This is a genomic window from Vibrio sp. 2033 (assembly GCF_033339735.1).
Genome location: NZ_JAWOVC010000005.1, coordinates 85,875 through 110,702, shown reverse-complemented (window position 1 = coordinate 110,702; position 24,828 = coordinate 85,875). Strand labels below are relative to the sequence as shown.

Below are 24,828 nucleotides of genomic sequence, written 5' to 3'. Positions count from 1 at the left end.
GTCAATTTATTTAAGTTTTCAGTTATAGGAATTCAACAAACTGAGAAAGGTCACGCTCAGGAACTTTCATCGGTGTACAACCAGGCGTGCCTAAGTACAAGAAACCAACAATCTCATCGTCACCCTCTAAACCAAATGCTTGATGAACTTCTGGATGGAACATCCACTTACCTGAGCGCCAAAACCCTTGAAAGCCTTGCGCTACGGCTGCCATTTGCATCGCTTGTACAGCGCATCCCGCAGATAAGTGTTGCTCTAGTGCTGGTACTTTCTCATGTTCTGTTACTTTAGCAATCACCGTGATCACCATTGGTGCGCGAAATGGGGCATTCTTTACCTTTTCGACCACCGCTTCATCACTATTTTCAGCTTCTGCCGCTTTTACCAATATATCTGACAGTTTTTTCAAACCATCGCCCTGTGCGATAACGAAACGCCAAGGGGTTAATCCCGCATGGTCAGGCGCACGAAGGCCAGCACGAATGATGTTCTCAAGTGCTTTACCTTCTGGAGCAGGCACGGATAACTTCGCGATAGATCGGCGATTGAGCAAAAGATCGAGAGCGTCCATGAAAGAATCCTTATTGAATATCGTTGTTATTTTGTTTACGCCACTTTAGCACAATCTGCTCCTGCGAATAACAACCGGTTTTCTGTGGGCTTGATAACGTGCTTCACTTAACATCAATCTGGGTTTAATGTTAATTTATTCGCGAAATGAATAAGTTGAACATAGGCAGGTTGATGAACAAGGACAAACAAAACAGCATTTACGAAAAGATCGTTAATGACGAAGATGCCCGTGCCTGTAAGGCGATTCCTGAATCAGCTTGTCATCAAGTTCCCGGCAACTTTCTTAAAATCATTCTCGCTCAGTTTTTAACGAAGGTCGGCGATGCGTTAATCAACCCTAAAGTCACGTTGCCGTGGATACTACAAAGTCTCGGGGCTCCGGTTTACTTAATTGGTTGGCTGGTTCCTATTCGTGAGTCAGGATCCCTTATCCCACAACTTAGCATCGCGCACTACATCCGACGCATTCCAGTAAGAAAATGGGTCTGGGTAATTGGCAGCATCTTGCAGGCTCTTTCCATATTTGCAATCGGATTGGTCGCATTAACTCTAACAGGAGCAGCTGCGGGTTATGGTGTGATTGCATGTCTTGTGATCTTCAGCCTCTCACGCGGTTTAAATTCCGTCGCATCAAAAGATGTATTGGGCAAAACCATCCCTAAAAACCAACGAGGTCAAGTCAACGGCTGGTCTTCAAGCGCTGCTGGCCTAGTTACGCTGCTTTTCGCTAGCCTTCTGGCACTAGCCTGGTTATGGGACGTAGAGCCGACAGAGCGCTTTTACGGTCTGAGTTTAGGCTTAGCGGGCGTCATATGGCTCATCGCGGCATTCGTCTATGCGCGAATTAATGAGTATGCCGGTGAGGTAGACGGTGGTCGAAATGGCGTCCTCGAAGCATTTAAACAACTCGCGTTACTTAAGACAGACGTGACCTTTCGTCGATTCGTTATCACGCGGACACTATTTTTATGTTCTGCGCTGAGTGCACCGTACTACGTTGTGCTGGCACAGCAATCTCTGGGTGGACAGCTCTGGGTGCTAGCTCTCTTTATGTTTGCGAGTGGCTTAGCCTCCTTTGTGTCAGGTCCTTTCTGGGGAAGAATGTCAGATCGCTCTAGCCGCAGTGTGATGGTCATAGGCGCAATGATGAGCGCGCTACTTGGTGTTGTGTTATTTGTTTACGATACATGGGTCACCGCTAGCCAAAGCTTCCTATTCGTGATTCCTCTGCTTTACTTTTGTGTTTGTATTGCCCACGACGGAATACGAGTCGGACGAAAAACCTATTTAGTTGATATCGCAGAAGGTGACAAACGGACGAGCTATGTAGCCGTGAGTAACACAGTGGTTGGGATAATGCTGCTTCTAATGAGCTCTCTTGGTGTTATGTCGAACTTCTTGAGCCTTTCAGCTGTGGTGTTAGTGTTCTCTTTTATTACTTTTGCTGGCGTGGTAATGGCCAAACAACTGCCAGATATCAGTGACTAGTTCTATACAAAAAAGCTGCGCTCAAAGCGCAGCTTTTATGGTAAACACACATTAAAAGGCTAGAGTTTTACCGCCAATTTAACACCTTGACGAATCGCACGCACAGCATCAAGTTCACCCGCATGGTCAGCTCCGCCAATGATATGAATCTTCTCTCCAAGTTCAGACCATTTATCTTCAAACGGACGTACAGACTCTTGCCCAGCACAAATGATAACTTTGTCTGCATTAAGAACCTGCGCGCTTCCGTCTACATGAATGTGCAAACCTTGATCATCAATTTTATCGTAAGACACGCCGCCGACTAAATGTACGCCCCGTTTTTCAAGGGTACGTTTATGGATCCAACCTGTCGTTTTACCCGGACCTTTACCTACACGACCTTTACGACGCTGAAGTACCCAGACTTCTTTATCGCTGACCGCATCAGGGTAAGGGTATAAACCGCCCGGCTGAGACATCTCCTTGTCGATTCCCCATTCATGCAACCAGTCATCCAACGTTTGTCCAACTGGCTCTGTGAGCATGGTCGCGACATCTACGCCAATGCCACCAGCACCTACGATAGCCACTTTCTCACCGACTGGCGTTTTGTCTCGAATGAGAGTTTGATAGTCGACGACTTTCTCTGGGTTATCAATTCCATCAATATTGACTTTACGTGGCTCAACACCCGATGCCATCACTATCTCATCATATTCTGTGAGTAAGTCATAGTTCGCTTCCGTCGATAAGTGCAGATTCACGCCTGTTTCATCAATACGGTTAGCGAAATATCGTATCGTCTCTCGAAACTCTTCCTTACCAGGGATCTGCATCGCAAGACGGAACTGACCACCGATGCGGTCGTTCTTTTCGAACAAATCAACCTTATGGCCACGTTCAGCCAGTGTGGTCGCACAAGCCAAGCCCGCAGGGCCAGCACCAACAACTGCAATGTTTTTCTTCTTAAAGGCTGGTTCAACAACAATTTCGGTTTCATAGCACGCTAGAGGGTTCACTAAGCAACTGGCGCGCTTACCTTTAAACACGTTATCTAGACACGCCTGATTACAACCAATACACGTATTAATAAGCTGCGCTTTTTCCTGTTCGGCTTTAGCAACAAAGTAAGGATCGGCCAAGAATGGGCGCGCCATCGAAACCATGTCGGCATGACCTGAAGATAAAATGCGTTCTGCTTCATCTGGCGTATTTATACGGTTGCAAGTGATAATAGGAACCGAAACGTGAGGTTTAACTTTTTCCGTAACCCATGTAAACGCACCACGTGGTACTTGAGTCGCAATGGTCGGAATTCGAGCCTCATGCCAACCGATACCCGTATTAATAATCGTGACGCCAGCCTCTTCAAGTGCTTTCGCCAATTCGATAACGTCTTCAAAAGTGCTGCCCTGCTCGACAAGATCCAGCATAGAAAGACGGAAGATGATGATGAACTTGTCACCCACCGCCTTGCGTACCGCTTTAACAATTTCTAGCGGAAAACGCATACGTTTTTTATAGCTGCCACCCCATTCGTCGTAACGCATATTAGTACGTTTACATAAGAATTGGTTTATCAAGTAACCTTCCGAGCCCATTAACTCGACGCCATCATAACCAGCAAGCTGTGCTAACTCCGCACTATTAGCAAACGCGTCGATGGTTTTCTTTATCTGGCGGTCGCTCATTTCACTCGGAGCAAACTTTGCAATTGGCGCTTTAATGCCAGATGCACTTTGCGAGAATGGATGCATTGCATAACGCCCAGCATGGAGAATTTGCAACGCAATTTTACCACCGTGCTTGTGCACCGCTTCTGTCACAACTTTATGGGCTTTAGCATGTTTTGGCTTGCTGAATTCAGCACTCAACGGGTGTAAACGACCGCGTAAGTTAGGAGAAAAACCTCCGGTTACAATCAGTCCGACACCGCCTTTCGCGCGTTCTTCATAAAAAGCAGCGAGCTTCTGTAATCCTTCTTTGTGCTCTTCTAAGCCCGTGTGCATTGATCCCATCAGAACTCGGTTTCGTAATTGTGTGAAACCGAGATCCAGTGGCTTTAATAGGTTTGGGTACATGGCAGACATCACTTAACATCCATTGTTATTATCATGGTCTGACCAGATTAAGCCTGCTCAACCAAAAAATCAAACAAGCGTTTACATTTTTGTAACACCGATCAATCTCGTGTGAAAATATGCCAATTGTTGAGTGGTCGTGATAAGCTAAAAAAATGTTATCTTTTGAGATCTTAGAGATAAGAACCCATACTTTGTTAGACTCGGCGTAACTATCTCGTTATGGAGACAAGATGAAAAAACTCTTCAAATTTATTGGTTTGATATTTAAAGGGATATGGAAAAGTATCACTTTCATCAGACTCGCACTGGCAAACCTAATTTTCTTGCTGATGATTGCCGTTTTCTACTTTGCCTTTACTTATACCGGAGACGGTCAACCTGTCGTCGAAAAAGAATCGGCATTGGTGATGAACCTTTCAGGCCCAATTGTCGAACAAAGACGTTATGTAAACCCAATGGACTCTTTTGCTGGTTCCCTTTTGGGTAATGAGTTACCGAAAGAAAACGTCCTTTTCGATATCGTTGATACCATTCGCTACGCGAAAGACGATCCTAAAGTGTCTGGATTAGTGCTAGCACTGCGAGACATGCCAGAAACAAATCTCACGAAACTACGTTACATCGCGAAAGCGTTGAACGAATTTAAAGCGTCAGGCAAACCCGTTTACGCCGTAGGTGATTTCTACAACCAAAGCCAATATTACTTGGCAAGTTACGCTGACAAAGTTTATCTGGCACCTGATGGTGGTGTATTGATTAAAGGTTACAGCGCTTACTCAATGTACTACAAAACGTTACTTGAAAAGCTTGACGTTTCTACTCATGTTTTTCGCGTAGGTACTTATAAATCCGCTATCGAACCTTTTATTCGTGATGACATGTCCGATGCGGCGAAAGAGTCAGCAACACGCTGGGTTACTCAATTGTGGAGTGCTTTTGTTGATGACGTAACAACAAACCGAAACATTGATGCGAAAGTGCTTAATCCAACCATGGATGAACTGATTAACGAGATGAAGTCTGTAAATGGCGATATTGCTCAGCTCGCAGTCAAATTGGGGCTAGTGGATGAACTTGCTACACGCCAAGACATTCGCACTCTATTCGCAAAACAGTTTGGTAGCGACGGCAAAGACAGCTACAACGCGATTGGTTACTACGACTACCTTGCAACGATTCGTCCCGATTACACACTACCTCAGCACGACATCGCCGTTGTTCTAGCAAGTGGCGCGATTATGGACGGTCAACAACCTCGCGGAACTGTTGGTGGTGACACAGTCGCAAGCTTGCTGCGTCAAGCACGCAATGATGAAAAAGTGAAAGCGGTCGTATTACGAGTAGATAGTCCAGGAGGCAGTGCCTTTGCTTCTGAAGTGATTCGTAACGAAGTAGAAGCTCTGAAGCAAGCAGGTAAGCCGGTTGTTGTATCCATGTCGAGTTTGGCCGCTTCTGGTGGTTATTGGATTTCAATGAGCGCAGACAAAATCGTTGCTCAGCCAACAACCCTGACGGGCTCCATTGGTATATTTAGTGTCATCACCACGTTTGAAAAAGGCTTTAGCAAGTTAGGTATTAATACTGATGGCGTTGGCACATCGCCGTTCTCAGGTGACGGTATTACCACTGGCCTTTCTGAGGGCGCGTCTCAAGTGTTCCAATTAGGTATCGAACACGGTTACAAGCGCTTTATTTCTCTAGTTGGCGAGAATCGCGATATGTCTCTAGAGGAAGTTGACAAAGTTGCTCAAGGTCGAGTTTGGACTGGCCAAGATGCACTATCCTTTGGTCTTGTCGATCAAATGGGTGACTTTGATGATGCTGTAGAGCTAGCGGCGAAACTAGCGAACGTAACCGATTACGGCATTTACTTGGTAGAAGAGCCTCTTTCACCTACTGAACTATTTCTACAAGAGTTTATGAAACAGGTGAAAGTCTCTCTAGGTATTGATGCAACAAGCTTGCTACCAAAAAGTCTTCAACCCGTAGCTCAACAATTCGAACAAGACGCAAGCTTGCTCCAAAGCTTCAACGATCCTAAAGGTCAATACGCATTTTGTTTGAACTGCCAAGTGCAGTAGTTTTTCCATCAATATTACAAAGGGCACTTCTACTTGAAGTGCCCTTTTTATTAGGCTTTGCATCTCCTCAGATGACTTTCTGATACTGTGCGTATAGCCTCGCATCTCAAGGTTATTTAGGTATATAATCCCCGCCTCTGTTCCCCTACACGAAAGAAAAAACGATGACTAGAAAACACATCTACATCGCTTACACCGGTGGTACCATCGGAATGCAAAAATCCGACCACGGCTATGTGCCTGTTGCTGGCTTTATGGAAAAGCAATTAGCAAGCATGCCCGAATTCCATCGTCCTGAAATGCCGGATTACACCATCCACGAATACGACCCTCTGATTGACTCATCAGATATGACACCTGCTGACTGGCAGCAGATTGCGAATGATATTCGTGACAACTATGACAAATACGATGGTTTCGTTATCCTACATGGTACTGACACCATGGCGTACACAGCGTCAGCATTGTCTTTCATGCTTGAAAACCTTGGTAAGCCAGTGATTGTAACGGGTTCACAAATCCCTCTCGCAGAGCTGCGTTCTGACGGCCAAGCAAACCTATTAAACGCGCTACATATTGCGGCAAACTACCCGATCAACGAAGTAACTTTGTTCTTCAATAATCAATTGATGCGTGGTAACCGCAGCACAAAATCTCATGCAGACGGTTTTAATGCCTTTACTTCACCAAACCTTCCTCCACTATTGGAAGCTGGGATCAATATTCAAGTTAGCAACAGCGTAACCGTTGGTGCACAACCAGAAGGTGAGTTTAAGGTTCACAACATCACGCCACAACCAATCGGTGTGATCACCATGTACCCTGGTATTTCACACGAAGTTATCCGCAACACGCTCCGTCAGCCCGTGAATGCGATGATTCTTCTGACTTTTGGTGTCGGTAATGCTCCTCAGAACCCTGAGCTGCTTGGTCACCTGAAAGAAGCCTCTGAGCGCGGCGTTATTGTCGTAAACCTAACTCAGTGTTTGGCAGGTAAAGTGAATATGGGCGGATATGCCACAGGTTGTGCTCTCGCAGACTCTGGTGTTATCAGTGGCTTTGACATGACGCCCGAAGCGGCGCTGGCAAAACTACACTACCTTCTAAGCCAAAACCTTTCTTACGAAGAAGTAAAAGAGAGAATGCAACAAGTACTGCGTGGTGAAATGAGCCTGTAAGTTCAAGCTTTCTACGATCTAAAAAGCCCAATACAATTTGGGCTTTTTTCTTTCAAAATCAAAATAATAAAATTTTGAGAAATAAGGCGTAAGGATTAATCAATGTTCGGATTAACACGAACAATATCGCTCTCTTCTCCGCTGAATTGTTTTTTAAGCTCTTGTTTTGATTTAAAACTGATTTCACCACCGGCTGCAACCGTCATATGCTGCGCATCAGTATTATGTTTTGATTGATACAACATCACAGCTTGCATACACGAATCTCGCTGCTCTTTAGAAAGTGTTGTACCCTCAGGCCATCTTCCCGTTTCTACTGCATAGACTAAGCGATCATAAACTTCTGGAGTCATCGCTTGTAATAGTTGTTCTGCGTCCATAGTGTACCTTCTTATTACATTCTATTTACAGAACATAACGGGTTAAGAAACTGAGTCAAGAATACGAAAATGAATTGGTGTAACGGATCACAAGCAAAGCCATGAAAAGAACAAACTGGTTACTTCTCAGCCTCGCATGTTTTGTGCTGTCGGGCTGTTTTGAAGGTAACGTGACAACCGAAGAGTTGTGCCAAAAAACACCAGAGCTGCGTTGCGAGCAGCTCAATATGGATGACGGCCAATGTCGAATTCCAAGAACAAATTTGGTTTGGCATCGGTTTGAGCAATTGAAAAACCCATCAGAGGCCAACCAAATCATCGAATACGGTCTGGTAGCTGAATATAGGAAATGCTTAGAACTCGCCTCCCAGATCACCCCTATTGATCAAAGTGCTCTCAAAAGACAACGCTTTAATGCATTGGTACACAGTATTGATGAGCTAGAGCGCATCGTAAACGAGTTAAAAGGCTCAGAAGACCCGGCTACTTTGTATTTCTTATGGTCTCAAACGGGAGATACTCAAGCTCGGCGCGCATTTTTACAAATGGAAGGGTCTCCCCAATTAAATAATGCTGAGATGCAATATGCATTAGCCACTTTTTATACCAACCGAGATACCAAGAAAACCCTGGAGCTTCTTAATAACGCGTTGTCTTTATCTGATGAAGACAACATCAATCCGGTCATTCTCAAGTCAATGGCAAGTATTCATCAGGGGCTTGGAGACAAAGAGCAAGCGTATCTATGGGCAATGGTCGCGAAGAGATTCGACGTACCGCTTGCTGATGAAAAGCAGCTCCAACGTATGTTCAATTTCAGTCATCCAGAGCGATATAAGCAGTTGGATGAATTAGCCGAATCGGTGGCGAAAGCCATAGAGAAAGGTATCTATTCCCCAGCAATGATACCCAGTGAGATATAAACGAAAAACTCCCGCAATGAGCGGGAGTTTTTATTTAAGTCGAGCGACACTCAGATCACTGTTGAGCATGAATCATCCTGAAAGGATAAAACAATCTCGAGCACAATTTTGTCGTTATTATTCTGATTTGTTGAAAATTAACGACACAGAATTAACACAAAAACGCTCTCCTGTGGTCTGTGGGCCATCTTCAAAAACGTGCCCTAGATGGCTATCACACGTTGCACAACGAATCTCTGTACGTACCATTCCGTGACTTAGATCTTCTAAATAACGCACCGCTTGGTCGTTGATAGGCGCATCAAAACTTGGCCATCCGCAGCCAGAGTCATACTTGTTATCAGAGACAAAGAGAGGGGCATTACAACAAGTACAAGCATAAACACCAGTTTCCTTATTATGCAGTAGCTTACCGCTGAAAGGAGGCTCTGTACCTTGCTCTCGGCAAACACGGAACTCTTCATCAGACAGTTGCTCACGCCACTGTTCATCTGACTTCGTCACTTTTTTCCCGCTTTGTTCCACGACTTTCGGCTCCTTATTTACTGTTCTTGGTATTGACTTTTTTAGCAAAAAACTTGCTTCTCTTAACAGTTGTAGCACATACTTTCTCACCAGGACACCATGCGTAATTAATTTGATAAGAGCACTTATCTCACCAGTTATATTACGCCAACTGGGCTACAGAAGAATCAGTGAAAAGTTTAAAAAACGTACATTTGCAAAGAATTGTTAAAAAAAGCGTCGCTTTTTTTTGACTTTAAACAAGTTAAGTCCGATTATCACTTGCAGATGTTTACTGGATTCTGTAATTTTACTACCAGTTATCTTTAATCAGAAATTAAGTTGTGGAGCAACTATAATGACTATCAAAGTAGGTATTAACGGTTTTGGCCGTATCGGTCGTTTCGTATTCCGTGCAGCGCAAGAGCGCAACGACATCGAAGTAGTAGGTATTAACGACCTTATCGATGTAGATTACATGGCATACATGCTTAAGTATGACTCAACTCACGGCCGTTTCAACGGTACTGTTGAAGTTGAAGGCGGTAACCTAATCGTTAACGGTAAAACTGTACGTGTTACTGCAGAGCGCAACCCTGAAGACCTAAAATGGGACGAAATCGGTGTTGACGTTGTAGCTGAAGCAACTGGTCTTTTCCTAACTGACGAGACTGCACGTAAGCACATCACTGCTGGCGCGAAAAAAGTTGTACTAACTGGTCCTTCTAAAGACGCTACTCCAATGTTCGTTAACGGCGTAAACTTCGACACTTACGCTGGTCAAGACATCGTTTCTAACGCTTCTTGTACTACTAACTGTCTAGCGCCTATCGCTAAAGTTCTTAACGACAAGTTCGGTATCGAATCTGGTCTTATGACTACAGTTCACGCAACTACAGCAACTCAAAAAACTGTAGATGGTCCTTCTGCTAAAGACTGGCGCGGTGGTCGTGGTGCTTCTCAAAACATCATCCCATCTTCAACTGGTGCCGCTAAAGCTGTAGGCGTTGTACTTCCAGAAGTAAACGGCAAACTAACAGGTATGGCTTTCCGCGTACCAACTGCTAACGTTTCTGTAGTTGACCTAACTGTTAACCTAGTTAACGGTGCTTCTTACGAAGACATCTGTAAAGCGATGAAAGAAGCTTCTGAAGGCGAACTAAAAGGCGTTCTAGGCTACACTGAAGATGCAGTTGTATCTCAAGACTTCATCGGCGAAGTTTGCACTTCAGTATTCGATGCTAAAGCTGGTATCGCGCTAACTGACAAATTCGTTAAAGTTGTATCTTGGTACGACAACGAAATCGGTTACTCAAACAAAGTTCTAGACCTAATCGCTCACATCTCTAAGTAATTAGAAAGTTAGCAATTAGCGAATAACTTCGTTAAAGAAAAGGCGGCTCTAGAGTCGCCTTTTTTGTATCTGGAATTTGAGAGAATGCAGGCTCGATGTTGCATTTAATGTGCGAAGCGCGTCTAAAAGCTCTCCCCAGCGATAGGAAACTACACATGGATTTAAAAACTCTCCCAGCCCTAACGGTGCTATCTGATAACGTCACTATCGTTGAAGTTGATCAGATAAAAATCGTCCGCGTGATTCATGACAAAGCAACGGCAGGCATCTCGCTACACGGTGGTCATGTCGTGTCGTTCACGCCTGAAGGTCAAGAAGATCTGATCTGGATGAGCGAAAAAGCTGTCTTCGATGGTAAAGCTGCTCTTCGCGGTGGTATTCCGGTTTGTTGGCCTTGGTTTGGGCGTATTGCTGCTCCAGCTCACGGCTTTGCCCGCACCGCAGAATGGGAGTTGGTTGAACATCGTGAGAACCATAACGGTGTGATTGTTGAACTTGCTCTGTTCCCGACAGAAGAAATCCACGATATTTGGCCCCATATGTTTGACGCTCGTTTGGTGATTGAAGTGGGCGATGAGCTAAAAGTGACGCTCAAAGTCATGAACATTGATGACGAGGCTTGGACCTTCTCTGGCGCATTACATACTTACCTAAACGTTGGAGACATTAAGCAAGCACAAACGACAGGCATGGGTGCCGAGTACATTGATAGCTTGAAAGCTGATGCGGTATGCCAAGGTGGTAATGTTCTACAACTAACTGACACCATTGATCGCGTTTACACGCAACCAGAAGCGAAAATTTTGGTAAAAGACCCGGTATTGGATCGTACGCTAAGCGTACACAACCAAGGCCACAACTCAGCAGTATTATGGAACCCTTGGGCAGAAGGTGCGCAAAGCATGGGTGACATGGCTGACGATGGTTATCAAACCATGTTGTGTGTGGAGTCTGCTGTTCATGCACCAAGTATTGAGCAAGGTCAAACGCTCCAACCAGGTGAGACACATGAACTTGTCACTGTCATTTCAGCGCAGTAAGAATCACCATGTAAAGGCCGGGGATACCCGGCTTTTTTTGTAATAATAGCTCTGCTTAGATGGTCCTATCTTTACTAACTTATTGGTTACTGGTCACTTTTGACGGTTTCATTAATAAATATCAAAAAAATTGATCATATAAACCGATAGCATACCGATACAAAACTCATAAATAATAAAAATATCAGGAATTAGTCTATGTTAGAGAGATACCGAAATCAAAGTGTCGGATTCCAGTTGAAACTGGTGATTACTTTGTGTCTATTCATTGCTTTCAGCAGTATTGCAGCGCTTGTTTACCGCAACGCTTCCGATGTTCTATTGGAAAGCACACTGAAAGAACACCAATCTAAAGTAGAATCAATGGCAAAAACCATTGCTGGCCAATTCGATGCTTACCTGCACACCGCTAAAGTCCTCGAATCTACTTTTCGCAATGGCTACCTTGCCGGTGTCTATGTCGAAAATTACACGGTTGACTTCATGGGACATGAAGTACCAAACATCACTCAATACAGTGAAAGCTTAATTAATGACACCAAGTTGGTCGACAGTTTCACACGTGATACCGGCGCTATAGCAACGCTATTCGCACCGTTGGGTGACGACTTTATTCGGGTGTCCACCTCCCTAAAAGATCCACAAGGTCAACGAGCGATCGGAACCACGCTAGGCATCAACCATCCTGGTTATCAGCAACTTAAAGCAGGACAACCGTATTACGCTCAAATTAAATTGTATGGCGAGCGCTACATTACCTACTATGCCCCAATCAAAGATGCGACAGGAAAGGTAGTAGGCCTATCGTTTATTGGCTTACCAGTAGACCAAGCGACACAAACCTTATTCGATGCACTCGAAGAGATAAAATGGGGCGACACTGGTTACACCATTATCGTTGATAACGACGACAACAATCTTGGTAAATACCTACTTCATCCGGCAAAAAGCGGCTCAGATTCGTCAATACTAGAAGTCGCCGACTACAATGGTCACAAGCCTTTTGGCCAGATTTTCGAACAATCTAGTGGATTAATTCGCTACCCTTTCGAGTACCAAGGTAACGTAGGCGAAAAGTATCTTGTCTACACAGAGGTTCCAGGTTGGAACTGGAAACTGCTAGGTGGTACGTTTATCAAAGAAGTAACAAAAGGTAGCGACACGCTTCTCACACTCATTGCCATCATTTCTTCGGTAGCGGCAATCATTACTTTTGTTGTACTGACGCTTTTCTTGAATCGCAGCTTACAACCTCTCACGACTCTAAACTCATACATGACTCGCTTAGCTGGCGGCGAAGTCAGCTTGAGCATCCCAGCGTCTCGTAAAGCATCAAAGAATGAAATTACGAACCTGAGCTCGGGTGTCGCCAGTATGGCAAGTCAGCTCAATGAACTTGTTGGTAAGATCCGTTCAACAAGCGACTTAGTGGAGAGCAACTCCACCAGCGTTGCCAACGATGCACATAGCAATTTGACCCAAGCCGACCGACAACAACAAGAAGTCGAGCAAGTTGTGACAGCGATTGAAGAAATGGCCTCTTCCGCTCAATCTGTCGCACAACAAGTCGAAAGCATTGCGGAAAACGTACGCTCAGCAAATACCGATAGCCAGTCTGGTCTCGCGATTGTTGAAGGCGTATGTATCGACGTTGCTCAACTTAACGATCAATTGGATCAATCAGCAACGGCTATCGAGCAAGTAAATCGCGATAGCGAGAGTATTCAAACCGTCACGAAAATGATTGATGAAATTGCTGAGCAAACCAATTTACTTGCCTTGAATGCCGCCATTGAAGCAGCACGAGCAGGTGAACAAGGTCGTGGCTTCGCAGTTGTAGCAGATGAAGTGCGCACACTTGCGCACCGAACCCAAAGCTCAGTTCAGGATGTCGTGGAAATTATCGAGAAACTAAAAGGGTCGACTCATAATGCAGTTAATATGATGACAGACAGCCAACGCAGTGCAAACCAGGTCTTGGACAAAGCACAAGACGCGGGCACAGCATTAGAAGCCATCGCAGTACAAGTGCAGTCGATAGCCTCTCAAGCCGACGCCATTGCAGCGACTTCAGAAGAACAAGCTCAAGTTTCACAAGAAATTGCAGCAAATGCCCATTCTATCAGTGAACTTAACCGAGAAAGCCGCAACACGAGCGCAAAAACCTCGCAAAGTGCCATTGAACTTCAACAACAAGCACGAAACTTGAAAGAGCAAGTCGACTTCTTCCACTAATACTTAATAAGAGCCGACCCAGTCGGCTCTTTTTGTTTCACTTGAGACCATGCTTTTTGATAGAATTTGCCGCCCTACTTTCTGTTCGAGATCGTCATGAACTATCAATGCCCTCTATGCCACCAAGCTCTAGCGTTAAATGAAAAAACGTTTAAGTGCGAAAACAATCATCAGTTTGACTTAGCAAAAGAAGGCTACGTTAACTTGATGCCAGCGCACCACAAACGTTCTAAAGATCCTGGTGACAACAAAGAGATGATGCAAGCTCGTCGTCGATTCCTCGAAGGAGATTACTACAACCCAATGCGCCAAGAAGTGGCGCAGCTGTGTGCAACATACACTGAGGGGAGCACCCATCAATTATTAGATATTGGTTGTGGTGAAGGTTACTACACAGATCAAGTACAAAAGACGATAGAAACACAAGCGAACCATGCCACGATTTATGGCTTAGACATTTCCAAAGTTGCCATTCGTTACGCGGCGAAGCGTTACACGCACTGCAACTTTAGTGTGGCTTCTAGTCACCGACTTCCCTTCGCAAATGAATCCTTAGATGCCATTTTGCGCATTTATGCCCCGTGTAAAGCTGAGGAGCTGCAGCGCGTTGTAAAAAACGACGGCGTTGTTGTCACGGTTACTCCTGCTAGCCGCCACTTATACCAACTGCGTGAGCGCATTTATCAAGAAGTTCGTCTTCACAATGAAGAACCAGAACATATTGAAGGGTTTGAATTAGAGCACCAGCAGCATCTTAACTATGTTATGGACTTGAAAAACGGAGCCGCAATCGATTTATTGCAAATGACGCCATTCGCATGGAAAGCAACCGATGCTCTTCGTGAAGAGTTGAAATCCGCTACACTTTTCCAATGTGAGGCTGATTTTATGTTGCGTGTATATCGCAAAAAAACACTCAATTAATAAGTCAAAAAAAACAACAAACGCAAATAGTTATCATTTATATTGATTCATTGCTCAGCCTCCATTAATATCATCCGGACATTTTTGGAGGCTTTTCAATGCGCTTTTCTACTTTGAGCTTGCTCTTTGCAGGCTTACTTACTGGTTGCTCTTCATATACGCACACCAACTCTCACGCAACCTCAGCGGAAGTCACTAGTTTTTACGACTACCAACTATACACCCCTTCTGGCGAGCATATCGCTCTAAGCAAACTGCCAATTGAGCTGCAACAAGCAGATGTCATTCTTATTGGTGAATGGCACACACACGCCGGCGTTCATCGCTTTCAAACCGATATGCTCAAACAACTTACGTCCTACGACCGCTCACTCGCGTTATCTATGGAACAATTTACCCGCGACAAACAACCTGTTGTTGACGCTTACCTACGTGGGGAGATCGGCGAACAGTACTTAATGAAACAAGCCAACGCTTGGCCCAATTATGAAAGCGACTATCGCCCTCTCGTGGAGTTTGCTAAGCAGAAAAATCTCCCGGTCATTGCAGCAAATGCACCAAAGAGCATTGTTCGATGCATTGGTCGACAAGGGCTAGATTACATTAACAAGCTCGATGATGATCAGCGGATGTTCATTGCACAAGCCATCAACACTGGTAGTAGTCCGTACAAAGAAAAGTTCATGGCATCCATGCATCACGGTAAGCCAGAGCAGACGGAAAAACAGTTTGCAGCTCAAGTTACTTGGGATGAAACTATGGCGGAATCTATCGTTAGCTACCTAGACGACAACCCAGGCGCTCAGGTTGTCCATGTTGCAGGCAAGTTTCACACCGAGCAAGGGTTGGGTACGGCAGCATCAATCTTAAGCCGCAACCCGAGCTTAAAAGTGGTTGTAATTAGCCCAACAGATAACGTGCTTTCCGATAATACTGACTATCAGTTAGAGGTTCTCGCACCACCAGTACGGTATGTACAAGATGCTCACCGCATGGCGGCATATCAACATCTAACTAAACGCAATAACGATCTTCAATGTAAGTAGCTGGTCTTCAATTTAAGTTACTACCTTGTCGTTGCGTTGCATCATCACACCGCTCCGAGTTCATCGAGTGACAAGGGTCTGCTTCCTGCTGGTCTATTTTTTGCTAATGATCACCAATAGAAACTAGAAGCGGCAAAAGCAGACCTGTTTTTATCCAAATAGCTTCAGAAATAAACTTTGCCGCCGATAAAAATATAACTGCTTTTTACCCGCACTCAGTGACCGAGTGTCGATGTTCCAAGGAGTATTCGATGAATCCAGTAGGAAGCACTTCTGTTAATAGCTATGCCAAACAATCTGTCGCCTCTAAACAAGCAAGTATTGCACAAGAAGAAACTAGTGCTTCGCCGCTGAAAGTCGAACACAATAAGGTGACGCTTTCGACCGAAGGCAAAGCGCTACTTGCCGCTCTGCAACAAATCGAGCACGACAGCAAGAAAATAGAAGCAGAAGATAAATCTGTTGGTGAAAAGGTCGAATCTTTCACGCATGGTGCGCTTGGCATGGATCACCCCGATAAAATCGAGAAAGAAGAGGATGGCTCATATTCTGCGGGTCAATACCTTTCTGCGGCACTTACCGTTGGTGGCATCATACTGGCATTAGTCTGATAACCAGTCTGATAATCGTCACGACAACAAATCCTATTTGAACCAAACACTTACTGCAGCCCATAATTTAATAAGCCAAAGAACGATATGATGCAAACGTAAGTGAATTCGACCGCTCTTGTGGCCCGATAATACATGCTCGTTTATTGCTCCCTAAACTAGGTTTCTTGTGAAGGCACTGAATGGATAACTTTAGTCCATGCTTTCAACTCCTAAGCGTAATCCAAGCCCACGTTTGTGGGCTTTCTTCTTTCCAAACTAACGAACGTTAGAGAGCGACTCATTTTTTCTGCAAAACCAAACAAAAACGACAATTTGGTTAAACTTTTATTACCGACACAAAACCTTCATAAATCATTGCTTTAATGCCTGCGCTTTCAATAAACAAGGAAAATATAATGAAGCGCTTAGTATCTCCAATCGTTACGGCAGTGGCTGCATCTACCCTCTCTTTCAACGCACTCTCAGCTGAAATCAAAAACGTCATTTTGATGATCGGCGACGGCATGGGTCCTCAACAAGTTGGTTTACTCGAGACCTACGCAAAACACGCACCTAACTCGGTTTACAAAGGCGAAAGCACAGCGTTATACAAACTCGCTCAAGAAGGTGTGATTGGATCATCACTGACCAATCCAGAAGACGCAATTGTCGTCGACTCTGCGTGCTCAGCTACGATGCTAGCGACAGGAATCCCTACCGCTTCTGAAGTCATTGGCATTGATAGCCAAGGCAACCATGTCGAAACTATTTTGGAAAAAGCCAAAAGTAAAGGTAAAGCGACAGGGCTCGTCTCTGATACGCGTATGACCCACGCAACGCCAGCAGCATTTGCCGCTCATCAACCACATCGCTCCCTAGAAAACAATATTGCGGCGGATATGCTCGAAACAGGCGTAGACGTGATGATGTCTGGTGGACTTCGTCATTGGATTCCAAAGTCGACAAACGACAAGGGAGAGACATACGAGCAACTTGAAAAGCTCACTCAAGGTAATGTCTACCTAAAATCGAAACGCAAAGACGAACGCAACTTGCTTGCCGAAGCGCAAGACCAAGGCTATAGCTTAGCTTTCAGCCGCGATATGCTCACACAAGCTAAAGGTGACAAATTACTTGGACTTTTTGCTTACTCGGGCATGAACGATGGTATTGCCTACAGTCAAAGCAAAAACGATCCAAAACGCACGCAGCCATCGCTGAAAGAAATGACCACCAAAGCAATCGACATTCTTTCAAAAGACAAAGACGGTTTTTTCTTGATGGTTGAAGGCGGCCAAATTGACTGGGCTGGCCACAGTAACGATGCAGGTACGATGCTGCATGAAATGCTTAAATTCGATGAAGCGGTAAACTCAGTTTATGAGTGGGCAAAAGGCCGTGATGACACCCTGATCATTGTTACTGCTGACCACGAAACCGGCTCTTTTGGCTTTAGCTACTCATCAGCAAACTTGCCTAAACCACAAAAACGCGACGGCGAAGCATTCAAAAATCAGGATTACGCGCCAAACTTCAACTTTGGTCAGTTCGAGATCCTCGATGGTTTATACAACCAAAAGAAAAGTTACTACGGCATGATCAGTGAATTCCAAGCGCTTGATAAGAAAGAGCAAACTCCAGAGAAGTTTGCGGAAGTCGTGAACGCAAATAGCGATTTTTCGATTACGCCTGAGCAAGCAGAACGCGTATTAGCAAGTAAACCAAATCCATACCGACTCGCTGGACACAAATACTTAAGCGAAGAGAACGTACCGACAATCAATGACTTTGATGCTTTCTTTCCTTACAACGACCGTGGCAACTTGCTAGCGCGTGAGCATGCAACAAAGCAAAACACAGTATGGGGGACGGGTACTCATACGCATACTCCTGTCAACGTATTTGCTTGGGGACCTGCAGAAACTATCCTTCCGGTATCAAAAATCATGCACCACTCGCAACTAGGCGAGTACTTGAAGCAACAAATTAAATAATCAACTTGCACTTACTTCACAACTCGTGATGTTTCAACGCTCTCGCAAGGGAGCGTTTTTTTATGCATGAAAACAGTTGACGTTTTAAATCGTACATCACAATAATTATGGGTCTTTAATTATATGAATAAAGAAAATGTGCGAAATCTTTGCTAAGCAACCCCAAGACAACTATCAGTTCATCACCCGCTCTATCCGTATTGATGGTCACGCGACCAGTGTAAAACTTGAAGCGAGCTTTTGGACAATTCTTGAGGAAATCGCTAGTGCTCAAAACATGACGGTTCCTAAATTCATAAGCACTGTTTATCAAGAAGCACTCGAATACAATGGTGAAGTGAACAACTTTGCCTCCTTACTTCGATGCGCTTGCCTCACTTACGCCCGCCAACCTCAAGAGACCACTCGTCAAGCACTTGCGCAACTTAACAGTTAATAGCAACCAACCGAGCAATAACCATCCTAGGCTATGCATCCGTATTATAAACCCTTGAGCATCTTCTAATTTGTCGTACTAGAGTACTACCCAGACTCCTTTTGAAATCGCTAACCTGTGCGGACTATCAAGGAGTACCTATGACAAAAATGATTCACACCATGATCCGAGTAAGTGATCTGGACCGCTCTCTACAATTTTACTGTGACGTACTTGAACTAGAAGTCGCTGATCAATACATCTTTGATGGCTTTTCTCTAACCTATCTAGCCAACCAAGAAACTGGCTTTGAATTGGAACTGACGCACAATCACGACCAAAGTGAGCCCTACACTCACGGCTCAGGTTACGGCCACCTTGCCGTCAGCGTGGAGGACATTGAACAAGCCCACAAACGCATTAAATCTCTCGGCATTGAAACTGGTGACATCAAAGCCTTTGACCATCAACAAAAGCATTTAGCAACGTTCTTTTTTGTAACCGACCCTGATGGTTACAAAATTGAGTTCCTGCAACGCCAAGGGCGTTACCTATAACAAAAAGAGTAAACATTATGATTCACTTGACGGCTACCTTTCATGCACAACCGGGAAAAGAACAAGAGTTGAAAGAGGTACTTACCCGAGCGCTTGAACCTACTCGCAATGAAGAAGGTTGCGTTCGTTATCAATTGTTCCAAGATAAAGACAATACATGCCACTTCGTTTTTCAGGAGCAATTTAAAAACCAACAAGCATTTGAGCTTCATGGTAAAACAGAACACTTTGCTCTTTTGATTAGCCAGATCGACAACTTGTTAGAATGCGAGCCTAAACTGGTGTTCTTTAACGAACTGTAACTATAGCGCTAACCGAAGATCAAAAAAGGCACTCTATCTAGAGTGCCTTTCACTAGTTGGGACCTGTGATTAAGCGTCTTGCTTCTCCACCATATGCAAATGCACATCTTGTTGTGGGAAAGGAATCGAAATACCTTCTCGGTCGAAGCGTAGTTTCACCTCTTTTGTCACATCCCAGTATACATCCCAGTAATCATCCGTTTTTACCCAAGGACGCACAATAAAATCTACAGAAGACGTATTTAATGTATGAACTTTGATCATTGGCTCTGGAGTGCGAAGTACCGAAGGGTGAGAGGTAATGATATCAGACAATACTGACTCCGCTTTTAAGAGGTCATCCGCATAGCCAATGCCAAACACCATATCCACGCGGCGAATGCGTTCATGCGTGACGTTCTTAATAACATCTCCCCAGATTTTGCTGTTAGGCACAATAATAATTTGGTTATCAAACGTACGGATTGTGGTGTTCACCAAACTCATATGGCTTACCTTGCCATCCACACCGCCAGCATACACAAAATCACCAACATCAAATGGGCGATAAATAAGCAGCATCATACCCGCCGCGAAGTTGGATAACGTGTCTTGCAACGCGAAACCAATAATCACACCAGCAATACCGAAACCGGTTAGGATTGGCGCTAGGTTCAAACCAAGCTGAGATAAGCCCACCATGATACCGATCACCCACACGAATTTGCCGGACATCGAGATAAAGAAGTCCTGCATCAAGTGGGAAAGTTTTAAGTTTTTCGATGCAACTGCTTTACGGACGACTTTGCGAGTTAACTTAGCCAGTCCGCGAGCGATCAATAAAATCAGCGCAAAAACAAACAACTGGAAGATATGCTGCGGTGCATTCTCGGCAAACCAATCCAGTGCCGAGTTGGACCAGTGACTCAGTATTGACCACACAACTTTGGTATTCAGTAAATCATGGGTGATATTACCCGTCACTTCAAAAATTTGGCGTTTGTATTCAGACGTTTCTAAACCGACTTTATCACCAATTGAAATCAGGTTGCGTAAGCTTTCTGTCGCAATATTTAGCCTTTGTTTAGTAATGAGCTGACTAAGTTGCAACGACGCTTTTTCCGACTCTGGGCTAGACGAAAGTTGGGAGCCAATGATCTCACTTTGCTGACTCAAGTACTCAATTGAAGCAGACAGTAAGCGCATACGTTTATCAATTTTATCTTTTAGTTCCGCTTCTGCGCGCTCGTTTTGGGCCCCTAGCTCCTTCAACCAAGCGAGATTTTGCCAGCTCGAATCGAAGCTAACATCAAGATAACGCTGTAGCTCTCGATAATCGTTAACAAGAGCAAGCTTCTCTTCATCCTTAGCCTTATTTAAATCCTCGACGACTTTCTTTATTTTTTCCGATAGATAGTTCGTCGCGTCCTCAGAGTATTGTTCTTGTTTTTTAACTAGCAAGATCAGCTTGTCGCGAGAGATAGTTTCACGTTCAATCGCTGACGCTAACTGGCTTCTTAATTCTTCATTCTTTTGGAATAGTTGCAGTTGAAGGGCGTCACGCTCGTCGCCACTCGCTTGCGAGAGGCTTTGGGATAAATCCACAATCTCTCGGTTCAAGTTGTCAATCGAGATTTCGGCAGCAGAAGGCTCTTGGATATCGTCAGTAGCAGTCGCATGAACAGCCATTGGGGAGAACATAATGACGGCAAGTGCGAATAATGTCACCCAAGATGTCAGGCGCAGTTTCTGGGGGAAATGAAACGTCATGTTTACCTCATAGGGAACAATCCTGATCAAAACAATCAGGAATAGAAGTGTAAAGCGTTGAAATCATACTCCTAAGTTTACAACACTAAATAATAAACTGAGCAGCATTTCGTTAGCGAGACGTCAAAGTTGGGAGCCCCAATAGCAAACAAGCCTTTCATTTAATCAATGAAAGGCTTGTTTTTATTCGACTAAGGACGGTTGGGATGATTTAAAATATGGTCTTCCCAATCCACCACATCAATCTCGTAAACAACTTTGTTACGGACACTTTCCCCAGCCGCATGCATTGCGGACTTAGAGCCTGTAATCAACGGATGCCATTCTGGTAAAGGCTGCTTTTCAGCCAACAGACGGTAAGCGCACGTGTGTGGCAGCCAAGTAAAATCGTCGATGTCTTCTCGGGTCAGCTTGGTGCACTCTTCACCCGAAGTGAAACGGTTTGGGTAATCCTTACATGAACACGTTTTACTGTTCAGCCAGCTACAAGCCACATTGGTATAGTAGATTTCATCGGTATCTTCATCCATCAGCTTATGCAAACAACATTTGCCACAACCATCACAGAGAGATTCCCATTCCTCTTCTGTCATCTGCTCTAACGATTTACTTTGCCAAAATGGAGTGCTCATACTTCAGGTCTCACCAAGGGAATTTAGGGGGCGATTTATACTCTTCTCAACGCAAAAGTTCAAGTTTTGAGAAGATCTTGCATCCTTCCCACATAACGGTGGAGATATTCAACTACTTTCGTTTTACTGTTCTATCCTTAAACAAGTTTCCATTACTCAATTGATCAAGAAGGCATTAAGGAGTTTTCATGGGTATTATTTCTTGGATTATTTTGGGCTTAATCGCCGGCGCACTTGCTAAATGGCTCATGCCAGGAAAAGATGGGGGCGGTTGGATTGCAACAATGTTACTTGGTATTGCAGGGGCATTTGTAGGTGGCTTCCTTGGCGGCATTCTCGGTTTCGGCGGAGCAACTGGCGTCAACATTGGTAGTATCATTACCGCAACACTAGGCGCATTTATTCTGTTGTTTGTTTATAACCGTTTCTTAAAATAATCACGATGATTTAAAAGCAAAAAACCAAAAAGGGAGCGTAATGTTAAGCGCGCCCTTTTGTTTTTTTCTTTATTCACTCTTCCAATCCACGTCAAAATGACCATAATTGCCCCCTTAATTTTTTAAGAGGTTTACATTATGGATTGTCGATTAGGATGTGGAGCGTGCTGTATTGCGCCAAGTATCTCTTCACCAATACCTGGAATGCCCAAGGGCAAACCTGCAGGTGTTCGTTGTGTGCAACTCAACGACGACAATTTGTGCAAGCTATTTGGTAAGCCTGAACGCCCTAAAGTCTGTCACGATTTTAAACCGTGTCCGATTGTATGCGGCAACACCAATCAAGAAGCACTCGACAACATCACTGAATTAGAACAATTGACGTAATGCGACTCTAGACCACACGTTTAAAGTTAGTACCTCGGTTGTTTCTCTCCGAGGCAGTAATCAAAGCAAACTCAAGATTTAGCACTCCCCCCCCTCAGCCTTTTATCTCACCCTTGAGAACTCTTGCCACATAGCGTTCCATTTGCGGTTTTTGCGCGATCTCCCTCACAATTTATTGACAATTCTCGACTATGTTCAGCGGGTCATTTAATTAAAGATCAGGAAAGAACATGAATAAGTATTTGGCTGAGGCTTTTGGCACGTTCTGGCTAGTGTTAGGCGGCTGTGGTAGCGCGGTGTTGGCTGCGAGTTTCCCTGAAGTGGGTATTGGTCTGTTGGGCGTTTCTTTGGCATTCGGTTTAACCGTTCTGACGATGGCATTTGCTATCGGTCATATTTCAGGTTGTCACTTGAACCCTGCAGTGACAGTTGGCCTTTGGACTGGCGGTCGTTTTGAGACAAAAGACGTTGCTCCCTACATCATCTCACAGGTGATCGGCGGGCTTATCGCAGGTGGCGTGCTTTACGTTATTGCATCTGGACAAGCAGGATTCGATGTTGTGGGTTCTGGCTTTGCCGCCAATGGTTATGGGGAACACTCTCCAGGCCAATACTCGATGATCGCTGCACTTGTGACTGAAGCTGTCATGACGATGATGTTCCTGATTGTCATTATGGGTGCAACAGACAAACGTGCGCCACAAGGCTTTGCACCTATCGCAATTGGCCTGTGTTTGACTCTCATTCACCTGATCAGCATTCCTGTCACCAATACGTCAGTAAACCCTGCTCGTAGCACGGCAGTCGCAGTATATGTGGGTGACTGGGCGGTTTCTCAGCTATGGCTGTTCTGGGTTGCGCCTATTGTGGGTGGCGTGCTTGGTGCGGTTATCTACAAAAACCTTCTTGGTGAAGAATCGAACGATTAATCGTTCCCAACTCCCAAGATCAAAAAAGCCGCTGAGTTCAGCGGCTTTTTATTAAATTCTGTGTCGACCTAATAGCGAATGTGACAACGTCGTGCCATCAACAAGCTCTAGCTCCCCACCGACAGGCACACCATGCGCGATGCGGCTGGCATCAACTTGGTGCTCTTTACATAGCTCTGCGATGTAATGGGCAGTGGCTTCACCTTCAACTGTTGGGTTTGTCGCCAAAATCACTTCGGTAATATCACCGCGACGTAAGCGGTAATCAAGGACATCTAATCCAATATCACTTGGACCAATACCATCTAATGGCGACAAATGCCCCATAAGAACAAAGTACCGACCAGAATATTGGCCTGTTGCTTCAACGGCTGCGATGTCTGCCGGGCTTTCTACCACACAAATTTGACCATTTTCTTGGCGTTTTGGGTTGGTACAAATGTGACAGACTTCTTCTTCGGTGAAGGTTCGACACTCAGTACAATGACCTATTTCTGTCATTGCCTGACTAAGCGCATCTGCAAGCTGCAAACCGCCTTTTCTATCGCGCTGTAACAAATGAAAGGCCATACGCTGCGCTGACTTGGGGCCAACCCCAGGTAGACAACGTAAGGCCTCCATCAATTGCTCCAGCATATGACTGGTACGCATTAAAAGTCCGCTTAATTAAATATCAGCAGATTAGAATGGCATTTTCATGCCTGGTGGTAGTTGCATACCGCCAGTTACAGAAGCCATTTTTTCTTTTTGAGTTTCTTCAACACGACGGGCTGCATCGTTGAACGCCGCAGCGATCAGATCTTCAAGCATTTCTTTGTCGTCTTCCATCAAACTTTCATCGATGTCAACACGACGTACGCTGTGACTACCAGTGATAGTAACTTTAACTAGGCCAGCACCAGACTCGCCAGTTACTTCCATATTCGCGATTTCTTCTTGAAGCTTTTGCATGCGATCTTGCATTTGCTGGGCTTGCTTCATTAGGTTGCCCATACCGCCTTTACCAAACATGTTTATCTCTCTGGTTTAATGAGGTGTTGC

25 protein-coding genes are annotated in these 24,828 nt (G+C 44.7%); 17 read left to right on the top strand and 8 right to left on the bottom strand.

Going from position 1 to position 24,828, the window contains the following annotated elements:
- Positions 1–22: 22 nt before the first annotated feature.
- Positions 23–571 carry an NAD(P)H nitroreductase gene (locus R7P74_RS09410; protein WP_225473377.1) on the bottom strand — a complete coding sequence of 183 codons (549 nt, stop codon included), beginning with the start codon at positions 569–571 and terminating at the stop codon, positions 23–25.
- Positions 572–744: 173 nt separating this feature from the next.
- Here R7P74_RS09410 and R7P74_RS09405 point away from each other — a divergent pair, with 173 nt between their 5' ends.
- Entirely contained in the window at positions 745–2,061 is a 1,317-nt protein-coding gene (locus R7P74_RS09405; RefSeq protein WP_025767195.1) for an MFS transporter, read from the top strand.
- 59 nt (positions 2,062–2,120) lie between these two features.
- Here the strand turns inward: R7P74_RS09405 and R7P74_RS09400 are convergent, their stop codons facing one another.
- Positions 2,121–4,133 (bottom strand): NADPH-dependent 2,4-dienoyl-CoA reductase, encoded by a 2,013-nt coding sequence (locus R7P74_RS09400; protein WP_005380708.1) that lies wholly within the window; start codon positions 4,131–4,133, stop codon positions 2,121–2,123.
- A gap of 224 nt (positions 4,134–4,357) precedes the next feature.
- Between R7P74_RS09400 and sppA the strand changes: the two genes are divergently transcribed.
- Positions 4,358–6,208: a signal peptide peptidase SppA gene (gene sppA, locus R7P74_RS09395; RefSeq protein WP_225473379.1), complete on the top strand. Its 1,851-nt coding sequence runs from the start codon at positions 4,358–4,360 to the stop codon at positions 6,206–6,208.
- 164 nt (positions 6,209–6,372) lie between these two features.
- The gene (gene ansA, locus R7P74_RS09390; RefSeq protein ID WP_017635822.1) at positions 6,373–7,386 is read left to right on the top strand and encodes an asparaginase; all 1,014 of its coding nucleotides are present in this window, start codon (positions 6,373–6,375) and stop codon (positions 7,384–7,386) included.
- 95 nt (positions 7,387–7,481) lie between these two features.
- On the opposite strand, the gene R7P74_RS09385 is transcribed toward ansA, so the two are convergent.
- Positions 7,482–7,766, bottom strand: coding sequence for a YeaC family protein (locus R7P74_RS09385; RefSeq protein WP_005380700.1), 285 nt, complete (start codon positions 7,764–7,766; stop codon positions 7,482–7,484).
- Between the two features lie 101 nt (positions 7,767–7,867).
- Between R7P74_RS09385 and R7P74_RS09380 the strand changes: the two genes are divergently transcribed.
- Positions 7,868–8,689: a DUF2989 domain-containing protein gene (locus tag R7P74_RS09380; RefSeq protein ID WP_005384926.1), complete on the top strand. Its 822-nt coding sequence runs from the start codon at positions 7,868–7,870 to the stop codon at positions 8,687–8,689.
- A gap of 117 nt (positions 8,690–8,806) precedes the next feature.
- Here the strand turns inward: R7P74_RS09380 and msrB are convergent, their stop codons facing one another.
- On the bottom strand, positions 8,807–9,214 hold the full coding sequence (msrB, locus tag R7P74_RS09375) for a peptide-methionine (R)-S-oxide reductase MsrB (RefSeq protein WP_005380698.1): 408 nt from the start codon (positions 9,212–9,214) through the stop codon (positions 8,807–8,809).
- Positions 9,215–9,551: 337 nt separating this feature from the next.
- Between msrB and gap the strand changes: the two genes are divergently transcribed.
- From gap to R7P74_RS09325, 10 genes are all read left to right on the top strand, one after another.
- Positions 9,552–10,547 carry a type I glyceraldehyde-3-phosphate dehydrogenase gene (gap, locus tag R7P74_RS09370; RefSeq protein ID WP_005380697.1) on the top strand — a complete coding sequence of 332 codons (996 nt, stop codon included), beginning with the start codon at positions 9,552–9,554 and terminating at the stop codon, positions 10,545–10,547.
- 155 nt (positions 10,548–10,702) lie between these two features.
- Complete coding sequence (locus R7P74_RS09365; RefSeq protein WP_033907352.1) at positions 10,703–11,587, top strand: D-hexose-6-phosphate mutarotase; 885 nt, start codon at positions 10,703–10,705, stop codon at positions 11,585–11,587.
- Between the two features lie 198 nt (positions 11,588–11,785).
- Complete coding sequence (locus tag R7P74_RS09360) at positions 11,786–13,822, top strand: methyl-accepting chemotaxis protein (protein ID WP_225473380.1); 2,037 nt, start codon at positions 11,786–11,788, stop codon at positions 13,820–13,822.
- A 96-nt stretch (positions 13,823–13,918) separates the two neighbouring features.
- The gene (gene rlmA / locus R7P74_RS09355) at positions 13,919–14,746 is read left to right on the top strand and encodes a 23S rRNA (guanine(745)-N(1))-methyltransferase (RefSeq protein WP_005380691.1); all 828 of its coding nucleotides are present in this window, start codon (positions 13,919–13,921) and stop codon (positions 14,744–14,746) included.
- Positions 14,747–14,844: 98 nt separating this feature from the next.
- The gene (locus R7P74_RS09350) at positions 14,845–15,792 is read left to right on the top strand and encodes a ChaN family lipoprotein (protein ID WP_213871948.1); all 948 of its coding nucleotides are present in this window, start codon (positions 14,845–14,847) and stop codon (positions 15,790–15,792) included.
- A 251-nt stretch (positions 15,793–16,043) separates the two neighbouring features.
- Positions 16,044–16,403 (top strand): hypothetical protein, encoded by a 360-nt coding sequence (locus R7P74_RS09345; RefSeq protein ID WP_005380688.1) that lies wholly within the window; start codon positions 16,044–16,046, stop codon positions 16,401–16,403.
- A gap of 398 nt (positions 16,404–16,801) precedes the next feature.
- Positions 16,802–18,379, top strand: coding sequence for an alkaline phosphatase (locus R7P74_RS09340; protein ID WP_005380687.1), 1,578 nt, complete (start codon positions 16,802–16,804; stop codon positions 18,377–18,379).
- A gap of 136 nt (positions 18,380–18,515) precedes the next feature.
- On the top strand, positions 18,516–18,815 hold the full coding sequence (locus tag R7P74_RS09335; RefSeq protein ID WP_005384938.1) for a ribbon-helix-helix domain-containing protein: 300 nt from the start codon (positions 18,516–18,518) through the stop codon (positions 18,813–18,815).
- A gap of 140 nt (positions 18,816–18,955) precedes the next feature.
- Positions 18,956–19,351 carry a VOC family protein gene (locus tag R7P74_RS09330; protein WP_005380685.1) on the top strand — a complete coding sequence of 132 codons (396 nt, stop codon included), beginning with the start codon at positions 18,956–18,958 and terminating at the stop codon, positions 19,349–19,351.
- 17 nt (positions 19,352–19,368) lie between these two features.
- Positions 19,369–19,653: a putative quinol monooxygenase gene (locus R7P74_RS09325; RefSeq protein ID WP_005384942.1), complete on the top strand. Its 285-nt coding sequence runs from the start codon at positions 19,369–19,371 to the stop codon at positions 19,651–19,653.
- 69 nt (positions 19,654–19,722) lie between these two features.
- Here the strand turns inward: R7P74_RS09325 and R7P74_RS09320 are convergent, their stop codons facing one another.
- Complete coding sequence (locus R7P74_RS09320) at positions 19,723–21,402, bottom strand: mechanosensitive ion channel family protein (protein ID WP_005380681.1); 1,680 nt, start codon at positions 21,400–21,402, stop codon at positions 19,723–19,725.
- A gap of 191 nt (positions 21,403–21,593) precedes the next feature.
- Complete coding sequence (locus R7P74_RS09315; RefSeq protein WP_005384948.1) at positions 21,594–22,034, bottom strand: YcgN family cysteine cluster protein; 441 nt, start codon at positions 22,032–22,034, stop codon at positions 21,594–21,596.
- Positions 22,035–22,222: 188 nt separating this feature from the next.
- On the opposite strand from R7P74_RS09315, the gene R7P74_RS09310 reads away from it, so the two are divergent.
- From R7P74_RS09310 to aqpZ, 3 genes are all read left to right on the top strand, one after another.
- Entirely contained in the window at positions 22,223–22,471 is a 249-nt protein-coding gene (locus R7P74_RS09310; RefSeq protein WP_005380625.1) for a GlsB/YeaQ/YmgE family stress response membrane protein, read from the top strand.
- A gap of 138 nt (positions 22,472–22,609) precedes the next feature.
- Positions 22,610–22,858 (top strand): YkgJ family cysteine cluster protein, encoded by a 249-nt coding sequence (locus tag R7P74_RS09305; RefSeq protein WP_017820793.1) that lies wholly within the window; start codon positions 22,610–22,612, stop codon positions 22,856–22,858.
- 230 nt (positions 22,859–23,088) lie between these two features.
- On the top strand, positions 23,089–23,787 hold the full coding sequence (gene aqpZ, locus R7P74_RS09300; RefSeq protein WP_238855503.1) for an aquaporin Z: 699 nt from the start codon (positions 23,089–23,091) through the stop codon (positions 23,785–23,787).
- Positions 23,788–23,838: 51 nt separating this feature from the next.
- On the opposite strand, the gene recR is transcribed toward aqpZ, so the two are convergent.
- Positions 23,839–24,438 (bottom strand): recombination mediator RecR, encoded by a 600-nt coding sequence (recR, locus tag R7P74_RS09295; RefSeq protein WP_005380619.1) that lies wholly within the window; start codon positions 24,436–24,438, stop codon positions 23,839–23,841.
- 30 nt (positions 24,439–24,468) lie between these two features.
- Entirely contained in the window at positions 24,469–24,798 is a 330-nt protein-coding gene (locus R7P74_RS09290) for a YbaB/EbfC family nucleoid-associated protein (protein ID WP_005380618.1), read from the bottom strand.
- Positions 24,799–24,828: the final 30 nt, after the last annotated feature.